Annotated in this window: 18 protein-coding genes and 1 pseudogene; 14 read left to right on the forward strand and 5 right to left on the reverse strand. The window is 69.0% G+C overall.

The annotated features are described in order from the left end of the window. Positions 1 to 156: 156 nt before the first annotated feature. Positions 157 to 1,125, reverse strand: a complete 969-nt coding sequence (locus ABD355_RS18655) for an LLM class flavin-dependent oxidoreductase (protein WP_344401569.1) — start codon at positions 1,123 to 1,125, stop codon at positions 157 to 159. 87 nt (positions 1,126 to 1,212) lie between these two features. Here ABD355_RS18655 and ABD355_RS18660 point away from each other — a divergent pair, with 87 nt between their 5' ends. From ABD355_RS18660 to ABD355_RS18675, 4 genes and pseudogenes are all read left to right on the forward strand, one after another. After that, positions 1,213 to 1,953 (forward strand): MmyB family transcriptional regulator, encoded by a 741-nt coding sequence (locus ABD355_RS18660; protein ID WP_344401570.1) that lies wholly within the window; start codon positions 1,213 to 1,215, stop codon positions 1,951 to 1,953. Positions 1,954 to 2,107: 154 nt separating this feature from the next. Then, the gene (locus ABD355_RS18665) at positions 2,108 to 2,431 is read left to right on the forward strand and encodes a hypothetical protein (protein ID WP_344401571.1); all 324 of its coding nucleotides are present in this window, start codon (positions 2,108 to 2,110) and stop codon (positions 2,429 to 2,431) included. A 110-nt stretch (positions 2,432 to 2,541) separates the two neighbouring features. Next, positions 2,542 to 2,730: pseudogene (locus tag ABD355_RS18670) on the forward strand (hypothetical protein); the annotation flags it as partial. Between the two features lie 680 nt (positions 2,731 to 3,410). Further along, complete coding sequence (locus ABD355_RS18675; protein WP_344401574.1) at positions 3,411 to 4,481, forward strand: alpha/beta fold hydrolase; 1,071 nt, start codon at positions 3,411 to 3,413, stop codon at positions 4,479 to 4,481. A 13-nt stretch (positions 4,482 to 4,494) separates the two neighbouring features. Here the strand turns inward: ABD355_RS18675 and ABD355_RS18680 are convergent, their stop codons facing one another. Together ABD355_RS18680 and ABD355_RS18685 are read right to left on the reverse strand one after the other, a co-directional pair. Next, positions 4,495 to 5,472: a hypothetical protein gene (locus ABD355_RS18680; protein ID WP_344401575.1), complete on the reverse strand. Its 978-nt coding sequence runs from the start codon at positions 5,470 to 5,472 to the stop codon at positions 4,495 to 4,497. A 193-nt stretch (positions 5,473 to 5,665) separates the two neighbouring features. Next, entirely contained in the window at positions 5,666 to 7,183 is a 1,518-nt protein-coding gene (locus ABD355_RS18685) for a lysyl oxidase family protein (RefSeq protein WP_344401576.1), read from the reverse strand. Positions 7,184 to 7,483: 300 nt separating this feature from the next. Between ABD355_RS18685 and ABD355_RS18690 the strand changes: the two genes are divergently transcribed. Further along, positions 7,484 to 8,128, forward strand: a complete 645-nt coding sequence (locus tag ABD355_RS18690; protein WP_344401578.1) for a carbonic anhydrase — start codon at positions 7,484 to 7,486, stop codon at positions 8,126 to 8,128. A 98-nt stretch (positions 8,129 to 8,226) separates the two neighbouring features. On the opposite strand, the gene ABD355_RS18695 is transcribed toward ABD355_RS18690, so the two are convergent. After that, positions 8,227 to 9,204 (reverse strand): L-threonylcarbamoyladenylate synthase, encoded by a 978-nt coding sequence (locus tag ABD355_RS18695; RefSeq protein ID WP_344401579.1) that lies wholly within the window; start codon positions 9,202 to 9,204, stop codon positions 8,227 to 8,229. 299 nt (positions 9,205 to 9,503) lie between these two features. On the opposite strand from ABD355_RS18695, the gene ABD355_RS18700 reads away from it, so the two are divergent. The 6 genes from ABD355_RS18700 (at position 9,504) to ABD355_RS18725 (ending at position 16,334) form a co-directional block, all read left to right on the forward strand. Beyond that, positions 9,504 to 10,331, forward strand: a complete 828-nt coding sequence (locus ABD355_RS18700; RefSeq protein WP_344401580.1) for a class I SAM-dependent methyltransferase — start codon at positions 9,504 to 9,506, stop codon at positions 10,329 to 10,331. 317 nt (positions 10,332 to 10,648) lie between these two features. Next, on the forward strand, positions 10,649 to 11,410 hold the full coding sequence (locus ABD355_RS18705; protein WP_344401581.1) for a maleylpyruvate isomerase family mycothiol-dependent enzyme: 762 nt from the start codon (positions 10,649 to 10,651) through the stop codon (positions 11,408 to 11,410). Between the two features lie 246 nt (positions 11,411 to 11,656). After that, positions 11,657 to 12,889 (forward strand): AI-2E family transporter, encoded by a 1,233-nt coding sequence (locus tag ABD355_RS18710; RefSeq protein ID WP_344401583.1) that lies wholly within the window; start codon positions 11,657 to 11,659, stop codon positions 12,887 to 12,889. A 277-nt stretch (positions 12,890 to 13,166) separates the two neighbouring features. Continuing rightward, positions 13,167 to 13,607 (forward strand): VOC family protein, encoded by a 441-nt coding sequence (locus ABD355_RS18715; RefSeq protein WP_344401584.1) that lies wholly within the window; start codon positions 13,167 to 13,169, stop codon positions 13,605 to 13,607. 645 nt (positions 13,608 to 14,252) lie between these two features. Then, positions 14,253 to 15,311 carry an alpha/beta hydrolase gene (locus ABD355_RS18720; RefSeq protein WP_344401585.1) on the forward strand — a complete coding sequence of 353 codons (1,059 nt, stop codon included), beginning with the start codon at positions 14,253 to 14,255 and terminating at the stop codon, positions 15,309 to 15,311. Between the two features lie 273 nt (positions 15,312 to 15,584). Then, positions 15,585 to 16,334, forward strand: a complete 750-nt coding sequence (locus ABD355_RS18725; RefSeq protein ID WP_344401586.1) for a hypothetical protein — start codon at positions 15,585 to 15,587, stop codon at positions 16,332 to 16,334. 490 nt (positions 16,335 to 16,824) lie between these two features. Here the strand turns inward: ABD355_RS18725 and ABD355_RS18730 are convergent, their stop codons facing one another. Beyond that, positions 16,825 to 17,313: a hypothetical protein gene (locus ABD355_RS18730; RefSeq protein WP_344401587.1), complete on the reverse strand. Its 489-nt coding sequence runs from the start codon at positions 17,311 to 17,313 to the stop codon at positions 16,825 to 16,827. Between the two features lie 334 nt (positions 17,314 to 17,647). Between ABD355_RS18730 and ABD355_RS18735 the strand changes: the two genes are divergently transcribed. The 3 genes from ABD355_RS18735 (at position 17,648) to ABD355_RS18745 (ending at position 22,165) form a co-directional block, all read left to right on the forward strand. Then, complete coding sequence (locus ABD355_RS18735; RefSeq protein WP_344401589.1) at positions 17,648 to 18,916, forward strand: hypothetical protein; 1,269 nt, start codon at positions 17,648 to 17,650, stop codon at positions 18,914 to 18,916. Positions 18,917 to 19,290: 374 nt separating this feature from the next. After that, positions 19,291 to 20,712 carry a non-reducing end alpha-L-arabinofuranosidase family hydrolase gene (locus ABD355_RS18740; protein ID WP_344401590.1) on the forward strand — a complete coding sequence of 474 codons (1,422 nt, stop codon included), beginning with the start codon at positions 19,291 to 19,293 and terminating at the stop codon, positions 20,710 to 20,712. A gap of 322 nt (positions 20,713 to 21,034) precedes the next feature. Next, on the forward strand, positions 21,035 to 22,165 hold the full coding sequence (locus ABD355_RS18745; RefSeq protein ID WP_344401591.1) for a methyltransferase: 1,131 nt from the start codon (positions 21,035 to 21,037) through the stop codon (positions 22,163 to 22,165). Positions 22,166 to 22,213 lie beyond the last annotated feature (48 nt).

Genomic DNA, 22,213 nt, shown 5'->3' on the forward strand with positions numbered 1-22,213 from the left:
TCGGGGTACTCGTCGTCGGCCGAACACAGGCGTGCTCCAGCCCGTACTGGAAGGAGGCCGTGCGCCGGGTGCGGCCGCAGATGAAGCAGTCCAGGCTGAGCTCCAGCCCCTTTTGCCAGTGCAGGTTGTGAAAACCCTCGCCTCTCAAGGCGCCCGTCACTGCGCGAGTTCAGGCTCAGCGGCTGTCTTCTGGACGGCGGGGATCAGGTCTGCGAGCCGTTCGAGTTGGTCACGCTGGGAGTGCAGGTCCAGGGCGCCGAGTCGTACGACGATGTGCCGGGCGCCCGCGGCGACGTACAGCCCCAGGCTCTGGACCACGTGGTGGGCGGAGCCGGTGACGACGGCCTGGATCCTCTCCAACTCGAGCAGCGGCATGCCGTAGGTGGCTCGTGCGTAGGAGTCCAGTGCTCGACGACCCCTCTCGGTGTCGTCGTCCAACCATACGGAGACGAACAGTGCGGGGGTGATGTCCTCGGCTGCACGCCCGGCGTCGGCCGCCGCCTGGTGGACATGGCGAAGACCGGATGCGTAGTCGGCGGGATCGGGCGGGTAGGGCAGCCAGCCGTCGTACATCCGTCCGGTGCGGGACAGCGCTGCGGGTGTCGCGCCGCCTAGCCAGATCGGTGGGCCGCCGACTTGGGACGGCCTGGTGGTGGGCGGGATGTCATCGAACCGGAGGATCTCGCCGTGGAAGGAGTCGGCGCCGTCCCACAGGGCCCGCCACAGCGCGACGGTCTCGTCCAGGCGGGCGAAGCGCCTTTCCCACGGCAGCTCGGACAGTGTGTAGAGAGGCCGACCGAAGCGGCCGGGGAAGCCGGCACCGACGGTCACGGTCAGTCGGCCACCGGACAACACGTCGATCGAGCCGAGCGACTGCGCGGTCTGGATCGGCCGCCGCAGGAACGGCATCAGTGCAGCCGTACCCAGCGTCACGGTCTCGGTCGTCGGGGCGAGGGCGGCCAACATCGTGAGCGCCTCGATGCGCGGGCTGATCAGGGAGTCGTTGACGAAGAGCGAGGAGAAGCCCAGGCGTTCGCCCTGGCGGCCGAAGGCGATGAGCTCGCGAGGGTCGTCGGCCGGCCCCCACTGGGCGGTTCCGGTCGGAAGAAGTACGCCGATGTCCATGCCGGCGATCGTCGGCGACCGGTGCGAGAGGCCACAATTCCCTGCGGGGAATGGCCAGGGAGCCTCCGCCACCGTTAGAACAGGCCGGTGGACTTTCCCCGTGCGCTTCGCGAACGTCGTACCCGCCGACATCTCAGCCAACTCGACCTGGCGCTTCGGGCGGGCACCACGCAGCGCCATCTCAGCTTCATCGAATCCGGCAGGTCCGTCCCCGGCCGGAAAATGGTCGTACGTCTGGCAGAGTCGCTGGAACTGCCCCTGCGGGAGCGCAACGAGCTGTTGCTGGCCGCGGGGTATGCGCCCGCCTACCCCGAGAGCGCACTCGACGACCCGGTGCTGGCTCCCGTGCGCACGGCGATCGATCACATCCTGCGCGGGCATCTGCCGTATCCGGCGCTGGTGGTGGACCGCAGCGGCGACCTGATCGCCGCGAATTGCGCATTCGATCGGATCACCGAGGGGGTGAGTCCCGAGCTGGTCGGCCCGGGCACGAACATTTACCGTCTCGCGCTGCATCCCGACGGCCTCGCTCCCCGCATCCGCAATCTCGCCGAATGGGCGCGCCACATCCTGGCCCGCCTCGACCACCTGGAGGAGCTGCGCGCCGAACTCACCGCATATGTTCCGCAACTCGATCCGTCCGCCGGGCTGCTCGGTTTCGCAGTTCCGCTCCATCTGCAGTCCTCGTACGGTGAGCTGCACCTGATCACGACCGTGACCACCTTTGCCACCGCCGTCGACGTCACCCTTGCCGAGCTGAAGCTCGAGGCGTTCCTGCCCGCCGACGCGGCGACAGCCGAGGCACTTTCGGTGGCCGCCGCGGGTTAGGCCTCCGGGTCGTGGGCGCGTTGGCCGCGCGGAGCGGTCGGTGTGGTGGCATCAGTGCCGGATGTCCCGGGGGTGCGGTGTGTTTGACGGAATTGGCGATTATTTGCTGTAAAAATCCCGGTGCCGAGTGTGCAAGCGAAGAGTGGGAGGAATTATGTCTGTGATCATGACTTTGGCGGTCGCCGGGGATCCGAAGGGGATCGAGCAGTACGCCTCAGCCAACACGGAGAAGATGGAGGCCGTCCTCGAAGCGGCGAAGCGGCATGGCCTCATTGCGCACCGCTTCTACGGCTCCGAGGACGGCGGCAGCTTGATGGTGCTCGACGAGTGGCCCGACCGGCAGAGCTTCGAGTCGTTTTTCCAGGAGCAGGGACCCGAGATCAGGCCGATGTTCGAAGCCGCAGGGGTATCAGCGCAGATCGAGCCGACGCTCTGGCGGGAGCTCTCGACAAACGACGCCTACGGTTGGGGCGTCTAAGAGGAACTTTCGGCGTCGCCGATTTTGGTGCGCGGGGCGGGATGTGCCTATGAAATGCGCTGCCGGGCTTCGGTGAATCTTCCCGGCCAAAGAATTAGCCGGTTGCGGCGGTGGATCCCCGGAGAGGCGCCGAACTCCCGTGCGGCGCCGCCGTGGGCGGGTTGTGGCCCTCCGTCGGCGCCGAACTCAATCCGCCCGGCGACGATTTCATCGCGCCCATCATCTTCTGTACGGTCGTCCATGGCATCGCCTCCGTGGGCAACGCCCGCGCGGTCAGCCGCGTGAGTCTGAAGGCCCTGGCGAACTCGACGAGGCCCGTGCCAAAGCCGTCCCGCGCGGCGAAATCCCGTGCGCGTCCGTCCCTGCTCCTCCTGCGGTGACAGCCGAGCCCGGCACGAAGGAGACGCCCGCACCCGTGACCCGGTCCCCGCCGCAAGCTGACGCCGAGTGGGAGGGCGGGCCCGGAACAGAGGTTCCGGGCCCGCCCTCCCACGTCTCACCTGTGGCACCGGAACCCTGGCGGGCTGATCACGGCCTGCAGGGCCGAACTGGCCATGGCGGCAGTGAAGTTGAGCCAGCAACTCCAGGATGTGCGCGATGACCTCGACGGGCTCACCATCACCGAGTGAAGCGCGCGTCGGCCGGCCGAAGAGCTGCACGTCGAGATCGGTAAAGAAGCGACGCCGGCCGGGGGTGGCGGCCAGGCCGACCGATGAGCGCGAGCCGCTCGGTCCTGTACGGCGACAATGTCACTCGCCCCCGGAGATGCCCCACGGCCTGGGGCCCTCGGCTTCGCCCGGGCGGGTTCCTACCCCCACGGGAGTACATGTGATGACGACCCCCGGTGGATGATCCCGGTTCTGGACGGGGCGATGCTGTGGGGCAGGACGACGGGCGTTTGCCTGATCGGCGTGGCCGTGTCGTCCGTGACCGTGCCGGCTGTGGGGGTTGCCGGCCTGAAAACAGAATGGGAACTCGCATGGATGCCGACTCTCTGGCCGAGCGGACCGAGCCCGCGCCGCCGGATTACGACGCCGTGCAGCGCACGCCCGCGGCGCGCCGGCCGCGGCTCAGGCGGTGGTTGAGGCGTGTGGCGCTCGGCTGCGCCGTACTGCTCGCCGTCGTCACCACGGCCTCCTTGGCCTACAACGCCTTCACTGCACGGCGCGCCACGCCTCCAGGAGGGCTGCGATACGTCCAGGCGGCCGATATCCGTACCCGTTACCAGACCTGGGGCACGACTGGTTCGCCGGTTGTCCTCGTCCATGGCGCCTTCGAGCAGGTGGACACCTGGTCACGACTGGCGCCGCTCCTCGCGCGCGATCACCGGGTCTACGCGCTGGACCTGACCGGAGACGGCTACAGCGAACGCCGCGGCCCGTACACCGTCAGCCACTTCACCGAGCAACTGCTGGGCTTCCTCGGCGCCCTGCACCTCGGCGGGCCGGGGGAGCGCCCCCTTCTGGTGGGCCATTCCAGCGGAGCCGCAGTCGTCGCGGAGGCAGCACTGCGTGCACCGGGGCGGATCGGGAGCGTGATGCTGCTCGACGGGGATGCCCTGAACACCGGCGCAGGCCCACCGTCGGCCCTCAAATACCTGCTGATCGATCCCTATCGCACCAGCCTGTTGCGCCTTGGACTCGGCGCCGACTGGCTGATCCGCTCCTTCTACGACGCCCAGTGCGGACCGGAATGCCCATCTCTCAACGCCGCCGGACTGGATCAGTGGCGTAGGCCGCTGCGGGTGCGGGGCGCGGAGGCCGCTCTGTGGAGCATGCTCGGTGAGGGCGTGCCCGGCCTCACCGCGAGCCAGGTGGCGCGACTCGCGGCCGTCGACATCCCCAAGTCGGTCGTGTTCGGTGCCGAGGACGACGTGTTCAGCAGGCAGACCCCGCAGCAGACCGCCCGGCGCATCGGTGCCCCGCCGCCCACCCTCATCCCCAAAGCCCGCCACCTGACCATGATCTCCAGCCCTCGCGCGGTCGCGGCAGCCGTGGAAGCGCTGGCAGGCGCGCGCCCTGCTACAGGGCAACGGGGAAATCCCCAGTGAATGAACCCTGTGGTCAGTCGCCCTCGGCTCCTGCGACCAGTGCATCGAGAGCCGTGCGCACCACGGCCAGTTCGGCCGGGGTGGGATCGGCCGGTTCGTGCGCTACCAGCGCGGCCGGGTTCACCACGGGGACGGTGCCCACCGGACCGGGCGCACCCGCGGCGCGGGCAAGGAGCGCGCCGTTGTCGGGCGGCGGGGTGCTGAGGCCGTCGCCGAGTCTGCGCAGTGCGGCCGCGAGCGGCGGCTGAGGGAAGGGGAAGTCCGCGGGGAGCAGCGCGGCTTGCCGGGTGTGGTCGTCGCCGCGGAAGTCCAGGGCCCAGTCATGCCAGCCCGGCAACGGCCAGTTGTGGATGCCGGCCACGTTCTGCACGGCCCAGAGCGAGACGGTGCGGGCCTGCGGGTCGAAGTGGACTCCGCCGTAGGGCATGTCGGTGAGTGCGGGGGTGGGCTGGCACGCGGCGGCCAGGTCGATGAGGCCGGGGCCGCCGGCGAGGTGGTCGACGGGCTCCCAGTCGCTGCCCCAGGCGCGCACCCTTCCGTCGGGCAGACGCAGAGACACGACGGAGCTGGGCTCGGTGGATTCGGTGGCCGCGAACCCGGTCGGCTCGAAGGTCTCGAACCAGCCCGGTTCACGGGTCAGGTCCCTGCCGAGGCCCAGGTGGTGGGTCAGATCACCCATGCCGTCGTGCGCGAAGCGGACCTCCCAGCCGGGCCATGTCCGGGCCAGTACGGCGCGGGCGGCGATGTGGTCGGCCCAGCTGTCGGCGAAGGCGAACCACCACAGGATCCGGCGGTCGTGGTCGACGAGTGCGGCGCCCTCGCACCACACGTCGTCGAGCCATTCGTCGATCTCCCGGTTGGCACGGAAGCAGCGTGTCGCCGCGGCCGGACCGGTCAGCAGGTCGTCGACCACCCGGTCGGCGGCCCAGTGCGAGTAGTACCGCTGCCAGGCGCCGTTCTCGACCACTACGTACTGCGCTCGTGCTCCCATGATCAGTGAGGCTAGCGCCGCTGGACGACGGGCGGCGAACGCTTTTCAGATGACCTGCTCACGTGCAGCCCGCCGGGAATCGCCGTCCGACGCGATGCCTCTCAGCGCCGCACACCTGATTGCGCCCGGCTGCCTGCCTCCCGCTCGGATCACTGCCGAGCGGGCGGAGGCGCTCGCCTCCGCCCGCCGGTTGTCAGGGAGCGTCGATGAGGCCGTACTTCGGCACGGTCACCGTGCGGGCACCCGGCGTGCCGCCGAGAATGACCTTGCGGTACGTGACGTTGTTGGCCGTGCTCTGCTCCTTGAGCCGGTTGTCGGGGTTGGCGATGACCTGGATGTAGTACGTGCCGTTCGGCAGGTCCGAGACGTCGAAGGACTGACCGGGCCGGTACTGGCTGTACGTGTCGCCGTTGCCGACGTCCAGCACCTCGCGCACCGAGACGGCGGTCTCCTCACCGCAGGCGGTGGCGAGGTCGGTGTTGTACGGGTGCCAGTTGGCGTTCTTGACCGTGTAGTCGATGGCGTCGGTGTTGGCCAGGCAGAACGCCTCCTTGCCGCTGCGGACGATCTCCCTCTTGTCCGCGCCGAGCAGCCGGTAGCTGGCGAAGTCGCTGAAGTGCCAGTGCTGGTGGCCCTCCCGCGGGTCCCACTCCATGGTGCCGGTGGGCGTGTACCCGACCTGCTTGCCCTTGGCGTCGTAGAAGTACTGGTACGCGTCCATCTTCTCCGCGCCGGGCTTGCGGAACCCGTCCACGACCAGCGGCGAGGGACCGCCGTTCCAGACGGTGGCGCTGAAGGCGAGGTAGTCCTTGCCCGGGGCGACGCCCGCTCCGCCCTCCTCCCCGTTGGTGATGGCGATGCCGTATGCGGGGAGGGCACGCAGGTCGGGTTTGGGCACGTCGGCGGGAACGGTCGCCGCGCCGACCGGGCGTTTCGCGGCCGGCTTCAGGCTCTTCGACGCGTTCTTCTGCCCGTGCTCGATGCCGGCCAGGCCCTGGCCCCCGCTGGAGTTCTGGCGGACCGTCACCTTGACGGTCTGAGTCTTGTCCGCCATTCCGAACAGGTCGCGGTACTTCTTCGCCACCGACACCTTCGCGGTGTAGACGCCGGCCGGCAGGTCGATGGGGTTGTTCCCGCGGAAGCCGGGGGACGTGGACGCCGCCCAGCCCTTCTCGACACCCCACACCCCACCGAGCGCGAACGGGTTGTCGGAGCAGCCGTCGGGGTACTTCGAGGTGGCCGGGGCGTCCGGCCGGATCCGGCCCGCCCGGGTGTTCGGGCAGAAGGACTGCGTGGTGTCGGCCACCGTCGCGCCCGACGCGTCGCTGATGCTGACCTTCAGGAAGTCCGGCAGGCCCGAGAAGTCCTTCACCAGGCCGTTCGGCAGGGTCTTGGTCACCGTGCGGCCGCCGGAGTGGATCACCTGGGTTGCGATGACGGGGTCGTTGTAGGACTTGCGTGTCACCCGCATCTCGAGCGGGCCCCCGTCGACCGTGATGTAGGTGCCGAGGTCCAGGTAGACCCCCGGCTCGCCCTCGTAGCGATTGACGGTCACCGAGGGGGAGGCGGCGATCAGCTCGAGCTTCGGCGTACCCGTCGGTGTCGCCGCTCCCGCGCCGGGCGCGGCGAGCGTTCCGGCTGCGCCGACGGTGAGGGCGGCGGCGGCGATGATCGCCGAACGCCGTAAGACGGTGGGGTGGTGTCTGGTCATGAGTGCTCTTTCTGCGTCTGGTCGGGACGAGTCGTGCACGTCTTGAAGGCACGCAAGGAGGTTCTTGTGTGCCATCTGTGAAAAGTGTGAAAAGTCGATTCGGGTTGCCTGGCGGCCGAAAGTCGCTCTGAACCGGGGCGCGTTGGCGCATGCCCGCCCTTCGGTCACCGGGCAGCGTGAGGCACACCGGTCAGGCCGCCCGGCCGTCCGGCAGGCACTCCGTGAACCATGCGTGGCCCGGCCTGTGAACGGCGGGGGCCGCGTGCCGCGATCAGTGCTCTCGGCTCGTAGGCTGCGGTCATGACCGAGATCAAGACACCGACACCCCGCGACGCCTTCGAGCTGCTGCTGGCCGGTAACCAGCGCTTCGTCGCCGGTGCCCCCGAGCACCCGAACCAGGACGCCACCCGCCGAGCCGAGATCGCCCCGTCCCAGCAGCCCTTCGCCGTGCTGTTCGGGTGTTCCGACTCCCGGCTGGCCGCCGAGATCATCTTCGACCGCGGCCTGGGCGACCTGTTCGTGGTGCGCACCGCAGGTCACGTGGCGGGTGCGGAGGTGCTGGGCAGCATCGAATACGGCGTGGACGTGCTGGGCTGCCCGCTGGTGGTGGTGCTCGGTCACGACTCCTGCGGCGCGGTGGGCGCTGCGTGCGCCGCGCTGGAGGACGGCATGACTCCGGCCGGGTACGTCCGTGATGTCGTGGAGCGGGTGACCCCCAGCGTGCTGGCGGCGCGGGCCGCCGGACGGGTGGAGCCGGAGGAGATCCTCGCGGAGCACATAAGGCACACCGTCGACCTGCTGCTGGACCGCTCCCGGGTGCTGGCGGAGAAGGTCGCCGCCGGCCAGGCGGCCGTGGTGGGCCTGTGTTACCGCCTGGCTGACGGCAGTGCGCAGCTCGTCGCCGCCCGCGGACTGGATGCTGCGGTCGTCCCCGCCGCCTCCTGAACCCCAGCGGGCACCAATGATCGTTTGGCGAGTCCGGTCAGGACCGTTCGCTCAGGGCGGGCACACCGATGCCCACGAGGCGTCGGCGTCCGCCCTGGTCACTCGGTGGTCCGGGGCCCTGCGGCGCGGCGGAGACGGTTGGCGATCGCCAGTCCCATCCCCTCCTCCACCGGCAGGGACGCGACGATGAGGTCGCATCCCCGCTGGTCGAGTTCGCGCAGGAACCCGTACAGGCCGCGTGCGTAGGCGGCCGTCGAGGCGGGGAGAGCTACCACGGCGTGCGCCTTCACCGGAGTGTCGGCGACGGAGGGAGGTAGGAAGACCCCGACCTGGTGCCCCAGCTCCTGCGCCGTCTCCGCCTCGGCGACGACCTTCTCGGGCTCGACGAGAACGACCCGGGCACGCGGCGCGTAGTGCGACGGGTGCTGGCCCGGCACCCGGACGCTGCTCGTAGCGTGGACTGCCAGCGGGCGCCCCAGCACCGCTTCGAGGTCCTCGCGGGTCACCCCGCCGGGCCGCAGGATGCTCGGCACCTCGCCGGTGGCGTCCACGATGGTCGACTCGACGCCGACCTCACAGGGGCCGCCGTCCAGGACGAAGTCGACGGCATCTCCGAGCTCCGCCCGAACGTGGGGTGCCGCGGTGGGGCTGACCTGGCCGAAGCGGTTGGCGGACGGGGCCGTGACACCGCCGCCGAAGGCCGACAGCAGCGCGAGTGCGACGGGATGGTCGGGCACGCGCACGGCCACCGTTTCCAGGCCACCGGTCGCTTCGAGGGGCACCCTGGGACCACGACGCAGGACCAGCGTGAGAGGCCCCGGCCAGAAGCGCTCGGCCAGCAGACGGGCCGTCGCGGGCACGTCCTGGACCCAGTCGTCCAGGTGCTGAGCGTCGGCGAGGTGGACGATCAGCGGGTGAGAGGGCGGGCGCCCCTTGACCTGGAAGATGCGCGTGACGGCGGCGGAGTCCTCGGCGTTGGCGCCCAGACCGTAGACGGTCTCGGTCGGGAAGGCCACGAGCCCTCCGGCGCGCAGCACACCGGCTGCCTTCTCGATGTCACGGGTTCTCGCCGTCACCACGGCAGTCCTTTCACTGTTCGGATCTCACACATTCCACGGTCGCGAAGACGGACCGGCTTCAGCGTAGATCCGACGGAGCCCTACCCGGTCGGCCGGGTTGTGCCAGGCGTACGCGAGACAGGAGCAGACCGGGAATCGTGCCCAGTGCGCAACGATCCGGCAGCGTCAACGTTCCGAGCAGCCGCACCCCCGAAAGGCTGTGCACCGATCCTTTCTGAGCGCTCGGACGGGGCGTGTCTGTGGCTGTGGGTGAACCGGTGGCGTCTTGAGGAGCGGGCCTCATAGGTTGTGCGCTCGTGACCGATGACCCGAAGACGCGTCCGGATCCCTACGGCCTCGGCCGGGTGTTCAACGAGGTGGCGGAGCTCTACGACCGGGTCAGGCCCCGGTACCCGGACGAGTTGTTCGCGGACCTGGTGGCCATCACCGGCATGGACGAGAGATCGTCGGTGCTGGAGGTGGGCTGCGGCAGTGGCCAGGCCACCCGATCGCTCGCAGCGCTCGGATGCTCGGTGACCGCCGTCGAGCCGGGCGCAGAACTGGCCGCACTCGCTCGTCGGCGGCTTGCCTCGTTTCCCCGTGTCGAGATCGAGACATCGCGGTTCGAGGAGTGGGACGACCGTGGCCGACGCTTCGATGCCCTGGTCGCCGCGTCGTCGTGGCACTGGGTCGATCCAACGGTTGGCTGGCGGCGGGCGCACGAGGTTGTCTCGCCCGGAGGCTGGATGGCGCTGCTGGGCCACGTCGTGGTCCGCCGGCCGGGAGAGCCGGAGGTGTATGCCGAGAGCGCCGATCTGCACGAGCGGTTCTCCCCGGGGAACCCCGGCTGGGGTCATCCGCCGCTGGAGGACGACGTGCGCGCCACCGACGAGGGATGGGGCCTGGTCGAGGACCCCGGAGGACTGTTCGTCCCGACCACGGTGCGCTGGTATCCGACGGTTCAGTGGCTGACCGGAGACGGCTTTGCCGACCTCCTTCGCTCGCAGTCGCTGTACCGCCGGCTCGACCGGGAGGTTCGAGAGCCTCTGCTGGACGGTGTCGCCGAGCGCATCCGCACGCGGATGGGGGACCGGGCACCACGCCGCTGTCTGAGCGTGCTGCGAGTCGGACCGCGCGCCGGGTGAGGTCAGGGACCGATCCCTGAACTGCCGGCTGCCGCCGGGCGTGTCGCCACCCGGACACGGACCGCACCGTCGAGCGGGCGCGGCCCGGTTTCGGGCGGCCCCGACGGGCCTGGTGGCGGGAGCCGTCGATCACCGCCCGGACCATCCAGCTTCCCGGCACGGTGCGGCTCGGTCGGCAGTACCTGGTGCAGTCGGCCGCACGCCCCGGCCTCGTGCCAGTCCCGCAGTCGGCGCCGCACCGTCGTCCCGGAACTCCCGCAGCTGATGGCCTGGAAAACAGGGTGCGGTCGACTGGACTGGGGTGATACGTAGGCGATGTGACAGACAGCCTTGAGTATTCGGCCCTGCTTCAACTGATCGACGAGCGGTCGGCCGCGTTCCGGAGTGCGGTTGCCGCCGCGTCCAGCCTTGACGCGCCGGTGCCGTCCTGCCCCGAGTGGACGTTGTTCGATCTGGTGCAGCACCTGGGGACGGGCCAGCGCTGGTGGGCCGCGATCGTCGCCGCGGGCCCGGCCGAGGCTCCGCCGGCCAAGGAAGCCGCGGACGTGCCGGGCGAGCTCGAGGCGCTGCTGGCCTGGTACGCCGAGTCGAACGAGCTGCTGCTGAGTGCGCTGCGCGAGGCCGGCCCGGAGCGCGAGTGCTGGACGTGGTGGCGTGCCGGCGTGTCGCCGGCGAATGCCTGGGGCGTTGCCCGGCGCCGGGTGCACGAGGTGCTGGTGCACACCTACGACGCCCAGCTCGCCGCAGGCGCCGTGCAGCCCATGCCGGCGGACGTCGCGATCGACGGCGTGGCCGAGTTTCTCGACACCTGCAACTCCACCCCGGCGGCCTGGCCGCACGAGGCCGCCACCATCCACTACCACGCCACCGAGGGCCGCTCCTGGCTCCTCGCGCTGGACGCGACCGGCGCCTGGCCCGCACCCCTCACGGACGACGCCGCGCCCCCCTCCGCCTCGGCCACGGGCACGGCCGAGCAGCTGCTCCTCTTCGTGTGGGGCCGCCTCACGATGAGCGACCTGAAGATCGAGGGTGACCGGCAGGTGTTCGAGCAGCTGATCGCCTGGGAGCCCGAGGAGTAGCCGGCCAATACCGCCGGCGGACGGCCTCGATGACGTCCGCGTCGGCGAACCTCGCGAACGGCTCCGCCTCCGTGCGGCGGACGGCCAGTACGCACTCGTACCGCTCGGGCCCGAGTCCCGCAGCACAAGGGGGATATGGCTACGGCCACATCCTGTCCCGCCTGGTCCGTGAGAGCACCGGCGATTGAGAAGGTGGCCGCCGGGGGGACACATGGCTGCGTGATTTCGGCGAGGTGAGGTGGTGATGTGCGGGTGGGTGGTGCCGTGCGCTGGTTGCGTCGGTATCCGGGTGGCGGTGGCGGCGCCCGTCGCCGCCGGGGGCGGTCGCGGTTCGTGGTGCTCGGGAGTCGGCCGGCGCGGGGCGTGGGGGCGGTGGCGCGTGCCCGCAGGGCGCGGACGCCAGGCCAGGGGGCGGACGAGGGTGTGGTGGTGGCCCGGGGGCTGAGGGTGGGGGCTGCGTATGGGTGGCGGCTGTTGGTGGTGGGGGTGGTCGCGTATGCGGGGTTTGTGATGTTGGGGCGTTTGCAGATGGTTGCTGTGGCGCTGTTTCTCGCTCTGGTGGTGACGTCAGTCCTGCGTCCGCTCGTGGATCTGCTGGCGCGGTGGCTGCCGAGGGTGCCGGCGGTGGTGGTGGGTGTCGCGGGCAGTCTGATGGCGGTCCTTGGGCTGCTGGCGCTGGTGGGTGAACTGGTGGCGAGTGAGTGGGGTCGGCTGGGGCATGAGTTCGGCGGGGGAGTGGGGCGCATCGAGCGATGGCTGCAGGGCGCTCCTTTCCATGTGAGTCCCACGGTGATGTCGGATCTTCAGGGCAAGGTGGGTTCGTTTGTGTCCGCGCATCGCTCGGCTCTGCTCAGCGGTGCGGTGAGCGGAGCCGGGCGGCTGGTCGAGGTGCTGACGGTTGGGGCGCTTGCACTGTTCTGTTCGGTGTTCTTCATCCATTCGGGTGACCGGTTGTGGTTCTGGTTTCAGGAGGGACTGCCGCGGCGGGCGCGCGATGCGTTCGGCCGTGCGGGTGGTGCGGCGTGGCGGACCTTTGCCGGGTACACGCGGGGCATCGTGATCGTGGCGGCCACCAATGCGGTGCTGGTCGGTACCGCCCTGTTCGTGCTGCGGGTGCCGTTGGCGCTGCCGCTGACCTTGCTGGAGTTCTTTGCCGCGTTCATCCCGCTGGTGGGGTCACCGATTGCGTTGGGGGTGGCCACGGTGGTGGCCCTGGCGTCGCGCGGCCCGGTCATCGCGATCGTGGTGCTGGCGCTGATCGTCGTCGTGGGCCAGATCGAGGGCCATGTGCTGCATCCGCTGGTGATGAGCTGGGCGGTACGGCTGCATCCGGTGGTGGTGGCCGTCTCCGTGATTGCCGGTGGCGTCCTGGCCGGAGTGGTCGGCGCGGTCGTGGCGGTGCCGATGGTGTCGGTGGCATGGGCGGTGGGCAGTGAACTGCGCGGCCCCTGGGCGGAGCGGAGAGGGGCGGGCGCCTGACAAGGGCTCGTAGCGACGCAGCATGTTGCTTCCCGTGGGACCGCAACAGGTGGCCTTGGTGGCGGGTGAAGCGCTGATCGCGGAGAAGGACCAGAGGCGGTCGGCGTGGCTGAGGCGGTGGTTCTTCACCGCCTCCTTGGCCTCATCCGCGAGGTGGACGTTGCAGGCCAGATCGTCCCGGGTTCGGCGGTCTGCGGATGTCGAGAACGTGTCATCGGCTTCGTCCCAGGGATATCAGCGGCCACCACCGGTCGCCCGAGGAAGAAGGAGAACCAGCATGGCGATTCAGCGGATGGACAACGTCGGCATCGTCGTCGAGGACATGGATGCCGCCATCGCGTTCTTCGTGGAACTCGGTATGGAGCTGGAGGGCAGGGCGGAGATCACGGGTCCCGTCGCCGACCAGTGCACCGGACTCGACGGCGTCCGCTGCGACATCGCGATGCTCCGGACCCCGGACGGTCACAGCCGGCTCGAGCTGGCCAAGTACCACAGCCCCGCAGTGATCAGCGCCGGGCCGCGCAACCGACCGCACAACATTCTGGGCACGCACCGCGTCATGTTCGCCGTCGACGACATCGAGGACACCGTTGCCCGCCTGCGCCCTCATGGCGCCGAACTCGTCGGCGGAATCGCCCGGTTCGAGGACAGCTACTTGCTCTGCTACCTCCGCGGCCCGGAGGGCATCTTCGTCGGACTGGCGGAGCAACTGCGCTGAGATGGTCGCTCGACCAGACCGGTGCCGGTCAGCACTGCGGAGCTGGTGCTCATCGGGCGGTCTCCCCGAGGGATGCGGTGTTCAGCGTGTGCGTGCCGTCCACCATCGGCGCGGCGACCGGCTGTCTCGGCCGCACGGCCGGTTGTGGCGGCCGTACACCGGCCCTTAGGCCGAATCGGCCGGGAATCGCCGCTACTCCGAGGCTCCGCGGCGCCAGGTACGCCGCACTCGTCGCCGCCGGCTCGCCGGCCCTCACGGTCGGGATCGGCCGGCTCGGGGGGCCGGACAGCGCCGGTACCTGCGGGTTGCTGGAGAGCGTCGCTCTGCCGGTGCTGTTGTCCCGTGCGGTGGGGGCGGTTCCGGGCCTCAGAACCGCGGAAGCCGTGGCGGCCATCGCGATCCCGTTGCGCCGGCTGCCGAGGAGCCGCCAGACCGGCAGCCAGACCGCCTCTCCCGGCCCGTGCTGATGACGCTCGCTGCGGGCACTTTGCTGATCGGTGACCGCGGTCACGGTCAGTCCGGCCGCCGTGGCCGGCCCCTCTCCAAGCCGTCGTCCGATCGCCGCGCGGTGGGAAGGAACCGTTGATCGTGAAGATCCCTCTTGCTCAGTAGCTTGTGGGCAAGGTGGTAACGGGAGGTGGTTGTGTGTCCCTGACCAGCACGTCATTCTTCGCTGTCCTCATCGTCGCGACGGTCGTGATGATGGTCGGCGCGATTGCGCTGTGGCCGAAGGTGCGCGGGCCCAGAGCGGTGCGCTGGCTTGTGCACGCCGTCATGATCGGCCTGTGTCAGCTCACGGCCATCAGCGTCGTGGCCACCTGGATCAACAACAGCTACGGCCTGTACGCGTCCTGGGACGACCTGCTCGGCAAGGCGAACACCAACGCGGTCGCGATGCCCGGGCCTCCGGTCCACCGGGCGAAGTTCAGCAAGAGCACCAAGGGCGGAGTACTGGACACGTATTTCCACGGTCAGCGGTCCGCACTGTCCGGTGAGGTGCTCGTGTGGACGCCGCCGCAGTACGACGAGGCCGCCTACGCGAAAAAGCGGTTCCCCGTCATCATGCTGCTGCACGGTGTCCCGGGATCGCCCCAGTCCTGGCTGGAGCACGGCGGCATGCCGGGCGCCTTCGAGGATCTGCTCAAGCAGAACAAGGTGCACCCCTTCATCCTGGTGATGCCGGTGGTCAACCCGGGCAGCGTGGACACCGACTGCAGCGACCTGCGCAACCGCAAGGTGGCGACCTGGATGGCGGCCGACGTCCCGGACCTCGTCAGCCACAAATTCCGCACGCTTCCGGGCCCGCGGGCCTGGGGCCTGATGGGTTTCTCGACCGGCGGGTTCTGCGCCGCGAAACTGCCCCTGCAGTTCCCGAAGGTCTTCGGGGCGGGCGCCGCCCTCGACCCCGATCCGCTGACCGGGGACGAGTCTGTCCTGCCTGATCCGACCGTGCGCAGGCTCAACAGCCCGACGTACCTCGTGCGGCACACCAAGGCCCACGTCAGGCTCTTCCTGGCGACCTCGCGGCAGGACCGAGCCAGTCCGCTGTCGTACATCGAGACGTTCCAGGCGTCCGCCAGGGTCACCCCGGTGGAGGTGCGCACTCTGGTGCTGCCCACCGGCGGGCACAACTACAACACCTGGTCGGCGGAGTACCCCGCGGCATTCGGATGGCTCAACCAATGGCTGTCCGCACCGCACTGAACGCCCCACGACGGCCGACCAGTCCGGCGGGACGGCGGACGCGCCGGCAGCATCTTGCGTGGCCGGTGCCAAGCCGCCTCCAGTGCGTTCTGCACGGAGGCGGCCGCCCGGCCGGCTTCGACCAGGAGCAGCGCGAGCGCCAAACGGGGCCTACGTCCTCCACGGCACCGTCAAAGTGGCGAACGGCGGGCCCGCAGGTCCGAGCGGGAGCCCAGGCCCGAAGGCCCACGTATGCGGCTAAAGGAACCGGAGGCACCCGTTTACCCTGACCGAATGATTGACGAGGGGGACTTCCGGGTCGGTGACGTGCTGTCGGTCGCCTGCCCCTTCACGGTCACCACGGTCGAGCAGGGTGCCACGTGGGATCACGTGTCGGTGCGATGGCCATGGTGGGAAATCGACACCGGGAACGAGTTCGCGCACTGGAACGGGGTCGTCGCCCTCGGCGTGAACAGCAGCGGAAGCATCTCGCCCGAGGTGGAGGCCGAGCTCTTTCGAACGGACCCCCCGCCCGAGCAGTTGAAGGCGGGAGACGTCTGCCGGGTCGGCGTGCCACCCACCGTCGTGCACGTGACGGACGTCGAACACCACGATCCTCCGCTGGAGACGGTCTGGCTGCCCCGTCCCACCCTGACCGTGACGGTGCTGCCCCGAGGCCTGTCCTATCGCGAGTTCCCGGACGAGACGCATCTTGATGGTTCGGGGTACACCATCCACCCCGGCGACGGCATCCCCTTCACCTTCGAACTGTTGATGCGCCCGTACGCGACCCTCCAGGTGGGCGACGAGGTCGCCGATGCCGTCGGCCGGGCGTGGCGGTTCGGCGGGCCCTGGGACTGGACGGCGTTCGACGGGGAGCCGTCCGGCGCGGGCCCTGCCTGGCCGCTGGTCCTGCTCACCCGAGCAGGAACGCCGTGCTCCGTCGAGGACGCCGAGGCGGTCGCGGCGGGTACGGCGAAGGGATCGCACCAGGAGACGATCGGAGAGTGGATGGCACTCACCGAGGCCTCGCCCACACCTTGACCCGTCCGGACGCCTGCGGCACCCGCTTCAGGAGCGTGGCGGACCCGGTGGGGCTCGACTGCTCGGATCTGTCGCTCCCCGGCGCGGGCCAGGCCGGTTTCGTAGGCGATGACGACGAGTTGCTTCTCCGCACCCTCCTCGCCTGACGAGACGGCCCCGGCCACTTCGTGAGCCTGCTCCACAGACTGGCGTGGGAGCAGCGCGCCGACGGCGACGACTCGTCACGGCGCAATGACCGTCGGCCGTCTATGGCGCGAAGTCACACGACCCATGGGTCATCGCCGACGGCGGTGATGACCAGACCTCTCTGCGGGAGAGGTCGCGAACGGCGATGGTCGCGTCTGTGAGATCGAAAAAGCGTTGACGACGGGCGCGTTGGGATCTCACCGGGACACGACACCACCACTCCACCACCGGGCCGAGGAGCGGGCTGCGGTTGACCGCGACGGAACTCGGCGGCCGGTACGACGCAGACACGGGAGGCAGGCGGCTACAACTCCTCTCTCAATCGCGCCCACGTATGGGTGTCCAGGCTGTCATCCGGGCCGAGTCGGGAGAGTTCCGCGCCGTCGCGTCCCATGGCCACGATGACGGGACGGGCTGCGCGTGTGGGGTAGGGCGATGTCCAAACCGCGATCAGCCTGCACTGCTCGGGGTTCTCGAGTCGGCGGCCATCGATCAGGACGTGCCCCACGTCCCGCCCGAGGCGCACTTTGACGCAACTGATCCACGGGGCCGTGGTGAGGGAGCGGGGAGGGTCGGTGCTGCGTGTGAGGCTGAAGACGCCCCCACCCTGCTGAACTTCGAGCACTTCGACGTCGACAGGATCGTCCGCGGGTCCGCTGCTGCCTCCCACATGGCGCCACCGCTTGTCGTGCCATTCCAGGAGCGCTATGTGTTCACGTGCCCGCGGTGACTTCGGACGTGCCACGATCCAGATCGCCGCGGCACCGATGGTGGTGTGGACATCGGTCGACACCACCGTCAGTACACAAGGTGGCAGCCACCACGGCTGGGGCTCATCTCCCGCCGACACCCGCCGCACCACGCCGCGCAGAAACGACTCCCATCGAGGGCCCATCCGCAGGGTCCGTGGCCATGCCTGCATGTGACTGCGATACCCGGTGCGCGAGGGCAACAAGCGGAGTCCGACGCGGGGTACGAGGTGCCGGGGGTGTCTGGAAGGGCGGCGTGAAAAGTCCAGTGCGTACGGGTACGAGAACCGGCGGGATCTCTTACCGCATGCGTGCCGCGAGGGAACGCATCCCGGTGAGGGGCTCGCCGCGCGGGCCGGCGCGAACTACGGTGCTGGGGTGACTGATCTTGAAGTGGTGGCACGTGGGCTGGTTGTCGGCGAACGCTCTTTTGAACGGCTGCGATGCCATCCGCGGCTTCCTCTGGTGGCCTGTTGGGACTCGGAGCGTCCGGCAGTCCACATCTGGGACTGCGGCGGGGGGCAGCTGCGCGAACTCGGATCCGTGGGCCTCACGTCGAACGCGTATGGGGATGCGTTTGGGTGGGAGCGGGCAAAGCGAACGCCCGCTGCGGCGTGGCATCCGGACCAGCCACTGCTCGTTTTTGCAGGGGAAGACGGACTGCGGCAATGGACTCCTGCTGGGGTCTCCGAACCGGACGACGCTTCGGTCAGGGCCTCCTACCGCAATCTGGCTTTCAGCCCGGACGGGCAGACGCTGTGGGGTTCACCGTCGTTTCGTGACGAAGGCGGCGGGTGGGAGAGTTCGGACGTCCTTGACCTTCCGTCCGGGACCATCGGTGCCGGACCTCCGTGGGACACAGGAGTCGCGGAGCATCCAGGGGGCGGACTTGTTGTCACGCTCAACAGCAACCAGGGGGCCACGTACTGCCTTTTCGCGCGCATCGATGAGGGGGCCGGGTCAGCCGTGATGCGGCCCCTCCGCCGCGCCCTGATCCTGGACTGTGACGGCTACGGGACCCCGCTCTTCAGCGCAGACGGACTTCATATCGCGATCCGTGGCAACGCGTACGGCAACTCGGTGGAGGTTTTCGAGTTCCCTTCGCTGCGCCGCGTTCTGGCCACCCCCCTCGGCGACCCCAGCCCTGGTTATCCGTACCCGCAGGAGTGGCTCGACCAGATGCACGCCTGGTCGCGTCACAACATCGCCTTCGGATCGCGACCGGGCGTGCTGTGGATCGCAACGCCCGCGGGGTCGCTCGTCGAGGTGGACCTCGAAACCCGGCAAACGATTGAGCACGATGTGCTCACCGGGGCACGCTTGTCCGCGCTGGCTGCCACGGCGACCGGCGAGCTTCTCGTTGCCGGCAGTGAGGGAGATCTGGTGCTCTTGTCCGTGCTCTCCGGCTCCACGCAGACCGGCACTACAAGCAGGGACGTTGCCCGGGCTGCAGCCGCAGCGTTCGTGGAGTCCACCGCCGAGATTGCGGACGACGGGAACGACCTGGAGACGCACCTTGTCCTGACCGACGGAAACCGCATCTGGGAAGCAGACGATCTGGCAACGGTGACCGCGGCCAACGCAACAGATCCGACCTGGCTTCAACTTCAAGCCGCCATCAACAAAGCACAGCTCCAGAGCGAATAGGCCCTGGAACGCGATGCGGCGCCTGCGACGACCTGGTGGTATGTCGTCCTCGTACCCCTCCCCGAAACATCCAATGTTTGGCATGGTCGTCTGGGCGCGGTCGGGACTCTCATCCTGAAGTGAAAAGGAACTTGTGTCGCAAGGCTAGACACAGGCAACGTTCATATCCGTTAATCCATCCCATGTCGCAGTGGAGAAGATCGATGAGGCCGAGCGGTGTGGTGGCTGGAGTGCTGTGCATGGCCACGACGGACAACGGCGCTTCCGGCGACTAGGTCTCATGCGGGACTCGGTCGTTCTCCAGGCTGCCATTTGCTCGATACTTCGACCATCGTTCGGTATCACGAACGTTACTCAAGGGATGCGAGGCCCTCATGCGCACAAGACGTTTGAGCCGCAGACGCCTGTCTGTGGTGCTCGCCGCCGCGGTTGCGGCCCTGGTCTCGTTGGCGGCGATGCTCGTCGCCAACCCGGCTCAGGCGGCCACCAGTGGCGCCTTGCGCGGTGTCGGTTCCGGCCGGTGTCTCGACGTGCCGAACGCCAGTCAAGCCGACGGCACCCTCCTGCAGATCTGGGACTGCACGGGCGGAACCAACCAGCAGTGGACGCTGACGGACAGCAACCAGCTGACCGTTTACGGCAACAAGTGCCTGGATGTTCCGGGCCACGCCACCACGGCCGGGACCCGCGTGGAGATCTGGGCCTGTAACGGTGGGGCGAACCAGCAATGGCGGGTTAACGCCGACGGTACGGTCGTCGGGGTGGAGTCCGGACTGTGCCTGGACGTTTCGGGCGCCGGTACGGCCAACGGCACGGCGGTGCAGCTCTGGAATTGCACCGGCGCCGGCAACCAAAAGTGGACCGGCCTGTCCGGGACGCCCAACTCGTGTTCCCTTCCGTCGACATACCGGTGGAGCTCGACGGGTCCGTTGGCGCAGCCGTCGAACGGGTGGTACTCGCTGAAGGACTTCACCAACGTGACGTACAACGGCAAGCACCTGGTCTACGCGACGAACTCTTCGGGATCGGGATGGAGTTCAATGGCGTTCAGTCCCTTCACGAACTGGTCCGACATGGCCTCGGCCACCCAGACCGGTATGAGCCAGGGCGCGGTGGCGCCGACGCTGTTCTACTTCGCTCCCAAGAACATCTGGGTGCTGGCCTCCCTGGGATGGGGCACTGCCTGGCCCTTCACCTACCGCACATCGAGCGACCCCACCAACGCCAACGGCTGGTCCGCGCCGCAGCCGCTGTTCACCGGCAGTCTCCCCACCGGGAGTCCGATCGACCCGACCCTGATCGCCGACGGCCAGAACATGTACCTGTTCTTCGCCGGTGACAACGGCAGCATCTACAAGTCGACCATGCCGATCGGGAACTTCCCGGGCAGCTTCGGCTCGTCGTACACCACGGTCATGAGCGACACGGAGAAGAACCTCTTCGAGGCTCCGCAGGTCTACAAGGTCCAGGGCCAGAACCAGTACCTCATGATCGTCGAGGCTCGGGGGGCGACTGAACAGCGCTACTTCCGCTCGTTCACGGCCTCCAGCCTGAACGGTTCATGGACCCCGCAGGCCGCCAGCGAGAGCAACCCCTTCGCGGGCAAGGCCAACAGCGGGGCCACCTGGACCAACGACATCAGCCACGGCGACCTGGTCCGCAACAACCCCGACCAGACCATGACCATCGACCCCTGCAACCTGCAACTCCTCTACCAGGGCAGGTCTCCCAGCTCGGACGGCACCCCCTACGAGCAGCTTCCGTACCGGCCGGGCCTGCTCACCCTGCAGCGCTGACCCACCACCGCGGTCGCCAATCGTACGTATGTACCGCTGAGTGCCGTAGCGACCCGCTACGGCACTCAGTCGGGAACCCCTGGCTGGTGCTTTTCTTGGCAGCCGAGCAGCACCTGTGCGAGCCTGCTCCTACTCCTCCGAAAGGGCTCATCCGATGCTCGGCATGGTCGTCTGGGACGTCTGCTCTCGCGCTTCGACGCGAGAGCGGTAACGGCCACCTGCCTCAACGCCCACGCCTGTCCGACGGACAGGCGTGAGTTCGGTCTGCTCCTCGTCGAAGTGCTCCTCGTCCCCCTGCATGTTCGACCACGAGGAGTATGTGGTGTCCACCATCCACTGGACCGAGAACCGCACCCGCCAGTCCGCCCGCTGGCATTCCGAGAACGCCGCCCCTCTCCCTCGACGAATTGTCGTCGCCGACGACCGGATGAATGCCGACGACGCCCACCGACAGGCGTGCGAAGGGACGGCCCTTCTCTGGCAGGGCGACTTCCACAACGCCCGGCAACTCCTTCAGGCGATGGGCCGTCGCCTCGACCGCAAGCCGGCCAAGTCCGGCCTGTCCCCGAGCGAGAACTTCCACCTGCACCGACGCAGCAGCCGTCACCGCGCTCGTGTCCTCGGAAAGCTCCTGGTGCTGTTGGAGGACGACTACAGGTTGACGTTGCGCCGGGCCCCCGACGTCCGCCAGGCGTGTCTGGAAGCCTACGGCCCTTCCGGAGGACCCATGGCGGTCTCTCTGCGTGAACTGCTGGGAGTGATCGGCGCTCATCAGTGGCGCCTGAAAGGGGTCGCCGTGCCCGCCCTGGGGACTCGAATCCACCCCCACTACGGCGTGTTCGCACCCGTAAGGGGCGAGTACGTCGACCTGGTTGCCCGCACGTCACTGCCACGCGCAATCCGGCGGAACCCTGCCTCCAGTACGGCATTCGATCTCGGCACGGGAACCGGTGTCCTCGCTGCGGTGCTGGCACACCGCGGTGTGAAGCGCGTCGTGGCCACCGACATCAGCCCACGTGCCCTTGCCTGCGCCAGGGAGAACGCCCACCGGCTCGCGCTGACCGGCCGTATCGAGGTGTCGGGCCCCGGCCTGTTCCCGGAAGGCCGCGCTGACCTCATTGTGTGCAACCCGCCCTGGCTTCCCGCCCGACCGGCCGGCTCCATCGAGCAAGGGGTCTACGACCCGGACAGCACCATGCTCCGCAGCTTCCTCGACGGCCTGTCCGCCCACCTCCTCCCAGGCGGGGAGGGCTGGCTCGTCCTGTCGGACCTGGCAGAGCACCTCGGCCTCCGGACGCGTCAGCAACTGCTCGACGCCATCCAGGCAGCACGGCTCCGCGTCGTGGACAAGATCGACACCAAGCCCCGCCACCCACGCTCCATGGACACCACCGATGCACTCCACACAGCACGAAGGGCCGAGACCACGTCCCTCTGGCGTCTGACGCCATGAGCGTGTCGGAGGATCAACATGCCGGCCCGCCACCGATGTTCTCCCGGG

The organism is Streptomyces longisporus (assembly GCF_039532765.1).
Classification (GTDB): Bacteria; Actinomycetota; Actinomycetes; order Streptomycetales; family Streptomycetaceae; genus Streptomyces; species Streptomyces longisporus.

Coding starts and splice junctions, on each gene's coding strand:
- ABD355_RS18690 (WP_344401578.1), top strand. CDS start 7,484: ATGACCGAGATCAAGACACCGACACCCCGCGACGCCTTCGAGCTGCTG.
- ABD355_RS18715 (WP_344401584.1), top strand. CDS start 13,167: ATGGCGATTCAGCGGATGGACAACGTCGGCATCGTCGTCGAGGACATG.
- ABD355_RS18685 (WP_344401576.1), bottom strand. CDS start 7,183: ATGACCAGACACCACCCCACCGTCTTACGGCGTTCGGCGATCATCGCC.
- ABD355_RS18675 (WP_344401574.1), top strand. CDS start 3,411: ATGGATGCCGACTCTCTGGCCGAGCGGACCGAGCCCGCGCCGCCGGAT.
- ABD355_RS18665 (WP_344401571.1), top strand. CDS start 2,108: ATGTCTGTGATCATGACTTTGGCGGTCGCCGGGGATCCGAAGGGGATC.
- ABD355_RS18740 (WP_344401590.1), top strand. CDS start 19,291: ATGCGCACAAGACGTTTGAGCCGCAGACGCCTGTCTGTGGTGCTCGCC.
- ABD355_RS18655 (WP_344401569.1), bottom strand. CDS start 1,125: ATGGACATCGGCGTACTTCTTCCGACCGGAACCGCCCAGTGGGGGCCG.
- ABD355_RS18725 (WP_344401586.1), top strand. CDS start 15,585: ATGATTGACGAGGGGGACTTCCGGGTCGGTGACGTGCTGTCGGTCGCC.
- ABD355_RS18680 (WP_344401575.1), bottom strand. CDS start 5,472: ATGGGAGCACGAGCGCAGTACGTAGTGGTCGAGAACGGCGCCTGGCAG.